Raw genomic sequence first — 4,489 nt, 5'->3', positions numbered from 1 at the left:
GCCCGCCGGCCGCTGATCGTCGCGGGCGGCGGGGTCCACCACAGCGAGGCCGAGGACGCGCTGCGCGCGCTCGTGGACGCGACCGGCATTCCGGTGGCCTCCACCCAGGCGGGCAAGGGCTCGCTGCGCTACGACCACCCCGCCGACATCGGCGGGATCGGCCACACCGGCACCGCCGTCGCCGACGACCTCGCCCGCACCGCCGACCTGGTCATCGGCGTGGGCACCCGTTACAGCGACTTCACCACCGCCTCCGCGACCCTGTTCGCGGACCCGGCCGTGCGCTTCCTCAACCTCAACATCACTCCGTTCGACGCCCATAAGCTGGGCGCCACCACCGTGGTCGCCGACGCCCGCGCCGCGCTCGAAGCGCTCACCGCCGAGCTGGCGGGCCACCGGGTCGAGGAGACGTACGAGGCCGAGTACGGCACCGGCAAGGCCGCGTGGGAGCGCCGGGTGGACGTCGCGTACGCCGCCGGGGACGAGAGTGCCCGGCCGTCCCAGACCCAGGTGCTGGGCGCGCTGGACGCGGTCGTCGGCGACGAGGACGTGGTGATCAACGCGGCGGGCTCGCTGCCGGGCGACCTCCACAAGCTGTGGCGCGCCCGCTCCCCGCGCCAGTACCACCTCGAATACGGCTACTCCTGCATGGGATACGAGATCCCCGGTGCCATCGGCGTACGGCTCGCGGCGCCCGCCACCCCGGTCTGGGCGCTGGTCGGCGACGGTACGTATCTGATGATGCCCACCGAGATCGTCACCGCGGTCCAGGAGGGCATCAACATCAACATCGTGCTGCTCCAGAACCATGGCTACGCCTCGATCGGCGGTCTTTCGGAGACCACCGGCGCCGAGCGCTTCGGCACCGCCTACCGCTACCGGGCGGCCGACGGGCAGTACACCGGCGATCCGCTGCCGGTCGATCTGGCCGCCAACGCCGCCTCGCTGGGCATGGACGTGCTGCGCGCCAAGAGCGTGGGCGAGCTGCGCGAGGCGCTGGCCGCGGCGCGCGCCTCGGACCGGCCCACATGTGTCTATGTGGAGACCGAAACGGCCGACACAGTGTCCGGCGCACCCGAGGCACAGGCGTGGTGGGATGTGCCTGTCGCCCAGACCGCGACCCGTCCGGCCGCCGTGAAGGCCCGCGAGGACTACGACCGGCAGGCCGCCGCACGCCGCCGCCACCTCTGACGTTTCTGACGTTGTTCGAGAGAAAGGCTCACGCACCCATGAAGACCGTCAACCACTGGATCGGCGGAAAGACCGTCGAGGGCGCGACCGGCGCGTACGGCCCGGTCTACAACCCCGCCACCGGCGCTCAGGACACCCAGGTCGCCCTGGCCTCCGTGGAAGAGGTCGACGCGGCCGTGGCCACGGCCAAGGAGGCGTTCCGCTCCTGGGGCACGGTGTCCCTGTCCAAGCGCACCGCGATCCTCTACAAGTACCGCGAGCTGCTGGACGCCCACCGCGACGAGATCGCCGAGCTGATCACCGCCGAGCACGGCAAGGTCCACTCGGACGCGCTCGGCGAGGTGGCCCGAGGTCTGGAGATCGTGGAGCTGGCCTGCGGGATCGCCGAGAAGCTGAAGGGCGAGCTGTCCACCCAGGTCTCCACCGGGGTCGATGTGTCCTCGATCCGCCAGCCGCTCGGGGTGGTCGCGGGCATCACGCCGTTCAACTTCCCGGCGATGGTGCCGCTGTGGATGTTCCCGGTGGCCATCGCCTGCGGTAACACCTTCGTCCTCAAGCCCAGCGAGAAGGACCCCTCGGCCTCCCGGCGGCTGGCCGAGCTGGCCACCGAGGCGGGGCTGCCGGACGGGGTGCTCAATGTCGTCCACGGCGACAAGGTGGCCGTCGACCGGCTGCTGGAGCACCCGGACATCGCGGCCGTCAGCTTCGTCGGCTCCACGCCGATCGCGAAGTACATCCAGTCCCGGGCCATCGAGCACGGCAAGCGGGTGCAGGCGCTCGGCGGCGCCAAGAACCACATGCTGGTGCTGCCCGACGCGGACCTGGACTTCGCCGCGGACAACGCCATCAACGCGGCCTACGGCTCGGCCGGTGAGCGCTGCATGGCGGTCTCCGTCGTGGTCGCGGTCGGCGACATCGGCGACGACCTGGTGAAGAAGATCGCCGACCGGGCCGCCAAGCTCCGCATCGGCCCCGGGAACGACCCGGCCTCCGAGATGGGCCCGCTGATCACCAAGGAGCACCGGGACAAGGTCGCCGGTTATGTGCACGGGGCCGCGGCCCAGGGCGCCGAGGTGGTCGTGGACGGCACGGGATACTCCGTGGAGGGCCATGAGGACGGCTTCTTCATCGGCGTCTCGCTGCTGGACAAGGTCCCGACGACGGCCGACGCCTACCGTGACGAGATCTTCGGTCCGGTGCTGTGCGTGGTGCGCGCCGAGAGCTACGACGAGGCCATCGAGCTGATCAACAGCTCCAAGTGGGGCAATGGCACGGCCATCTTCACCCGCGACGGCGGCGCGGCCCGCCGCTTCCAGTTGGAGGTGGAGGCGGGCATGGTCGGCGTCAATGTGCCGATCCCGGTGCCGGTGGGCTACCACTCCTTCGGCGGCTGGAAGGACTCGCTCTTCGGCGACCACCACATCTACGGCAACGACGGGGTGCACTTCTACACCCGCGGCAAGGTCGTCACCACCCGCTGGCCGGAGCCGTCGGAGGAGGTCGGCATCAACCTCGGGTTCCCCAAGAACCACTGACCGTCCGTCCGATCGGCCCGACCCTGATGGGCCGCGTGTCGCCCCTCGCCCCAGCCCCTCGAGGGTGGGCGGGGGGCTTCCGTCATGAGCAGCGTCGGGGCCGTCGGGGTTCCTGGACGGCGAACAGCGGCGGCGTCGCATGTCGGAACGGTGTGACGGCCGACGCACTATCCGTGGCGGCAACGGTGCGGTCCCGCTCGGCGCCACGGGGGAGACGCACGGGCGGGGCGGCTCGGGTCAGCGTGAAGCACCTACGGGGGCGTTCTGTGCGCGCAGTTCAGCCAGGCGTCGCTGGTAGAGCGGTCCGGCCACGTGTGCCGCTCGCGCCTCACTCGGTGCTGACTGCTCGATCAGGTGATGCGCGGCGGCCTTGAGGTGAGCGGCCCACGCCAACACGTGCTGTTGCGCGCTTCGGCCGCATTCCTGGGGCTCACCGGGGAGGCACAGCGGGAGTACGGGGCCCACCTTGTTCGCGGCGTGCCTGATGTATCCGGCGATGGTGGCCCATTCCTCCTCCGTTCGCTGAACGGCGTTGCCCTCCATGACCCACCTGCCGAAGTCGTCTCCGTGATCGTCCATTTGCGCGCTCCCTGGTGATCTCAGCGTGTTATGCGGGTGCACCGATCGTAGCCGCGCCCGCCTCGCTGTTCGCCTCTTTCGGGGTCGCAGTGACCCACAGATAAGGTCGCGCGCGCCTCTTGAACGCGTTGGCCTTTCCGCACTGCGACAACTCCGCCCCGAAGCGGGATATTCAGGCTCAGCGCCTTTTCGACGTTCGCGCGGGTTCGCTTGTGAGAGCCCTTGAGCCGGGTCACGGCGTCGTGATCCTCGGCGCTGTCGGAGTAGTACGACATGGCGAGGGGAAAGGCTATGCGGGGGCCATGCCGCGTTGCGGGCGTACAGCCGGGCGATGGCCCGCAGTTGCCGGCGCTCGTATTCCGTTGCGGGGCGCACCGAGGCACAGTGCGACCGCTATTCGAGGTCGGTAGCGCGGGTGAGGCATACCATCGGTCCGTCGAAGTCGGCGATGGTCGCAGGCATGCTTACAGGGACCCGGCCGCTTCCTGGTCCGCCTTCCGTGCTTCGGTGCGGTTGGCGATGATCTGCTCAAGCTGGATCATGTACAGCTCGACTTGTCCGGGTGTCATGACGAGGCGGTGGGTTCGGTGTGGCCGTCGCGGTGGTGGACGGTCACGGGCAGTACGGCTTGCTCCGCGTGGTGGTCGTACACAGCGTCGTGCCGGTCGATGGTGATGTGCGAGATCACAAGCGTGGTTCCGTTCGGTCGTTCGTAGGAGTCGGGGTGTTCTGGGCCCCGGTCGCCTGCCACGGGGGGAGCACGGCGACCGGAGCCCGGGACCGTCCGCCCCGGCCACCGCCCGGAGTGCGCGGCGGGTGCGGGGTGGACGGTCGTCTCAGGTCCGCCGGTAGCGGCCGAGACTGTTGTGCTGGCGGTGGCGGGGGCACTGGCACGGTGGCCACGCCTGCCCCAGCCCGTAGCGGTCGGTGCTGTCCTTGCCGACGAGGACGGCCACCACCGCACGCCGCGCGGTCACCATCCCGTCGCGCGCCACCGTGTAGACACACATCGTCATGCGGGGCCGCTCGTTCCCGTACGGCTCGTCGTCGGCGGTCACCGGTTCGCCTCCCGGACGGGGGCTAGGAGTTGGAGTACGGCGCGAAGGCTGCGTTTCACCGCGCCCAGGTGGTAGGCGAGTTGTTCGGGTGTGGCGGTGGCCAGGCTCAGGGACTCAGCGGCGGCA

The 4,489-nt window shown here is 70.2% G+C and carries 5 protein-coding genes; 2 read left to right on the top strand and 3 right to left on the bottom strand.

The features are described 5' to 3' along the window. Positions 1-1,191: thiamine pyrophosphate-dependent enzyme (locus KN815_RS30620; protein ID WP_253209340.1), on the top strand; the 1,191-nt coding region annotated here is incomplete at its 5' end. Positions 1,192-1,229: 38 nt separating this feature from the next. Then, positions 1,230-2,726 (top strand): CoA-acylating methylmalonate-semialdehyde dehydrogenase, encoded by a 1,497-nt coding sequence (locus KN815_RS30615; RefSeq protein ID WP_216345118.1) that lies wholly within the window; start codon positions 1,230-1,232, stop codon positions 2,724-2,726. Between the two features lie 237 nt (positions 2,727-2,963). Here KN815_RS30615 and KN815_RS30610 read toward each other — a convergent pair whose 3' ends face one another. The 3 genes from KN815_RS30610 to KN815_RS30600 form a co-directional block, all read right to left on the bottom strand. Continuing rightward, positions 2,964-3,305 carry a hypothetical protein gene (locus KN815_RS30610; RefSeq protein WP_216345117.1) on the bottom strand — a complete coding sequence of 114 codons (342 nt, stop codon included), beginning with the start codon at positions 3,303-3,305 and terminating at the stop codon, positions 2,964-2,966. A gap of 565 nt (positions 3,306-3,870) precedes the next feature. Continuing rightward, positions 3,871-3,993 (bottom strand): hypothetical protein, encoded by a 123-nt coding sequence (locus KN815_RS51680; protein ID WP_301184666.1) that lies wholly within the window; start codon positions 3,991-3,993, stop codon positions 3,871-3,873. A gap of 148 nt (positions 3,994-4,141) precedes the next feature. After that, positions 4,142-4,363, bottom strand: coding sequence for a hypothetical protein (locus KN815_RS30600; protein ID WP_308403684.1), 222 nt, complete (start codon positions 4,361-4,363; stop codon positions 4,142-4,144). Positions 4,364-4,489: the final 126 nt, after the last annotated feature.

The organism is Streptomyces niphimycinicus (assembly GCF_018883605.1).
Lineage (GTDB): Bacteria > Actinomycetota > Actinomycetes > Streptomycetales > Streptomycetaceae > Streptomyces > Streptomyces niphimycinicus.
The sequence above is the reverse complement of the archived record's forward strand: the minus strand, read 5'-3'. Positions and strand labels throughout refer to the sequence as shown.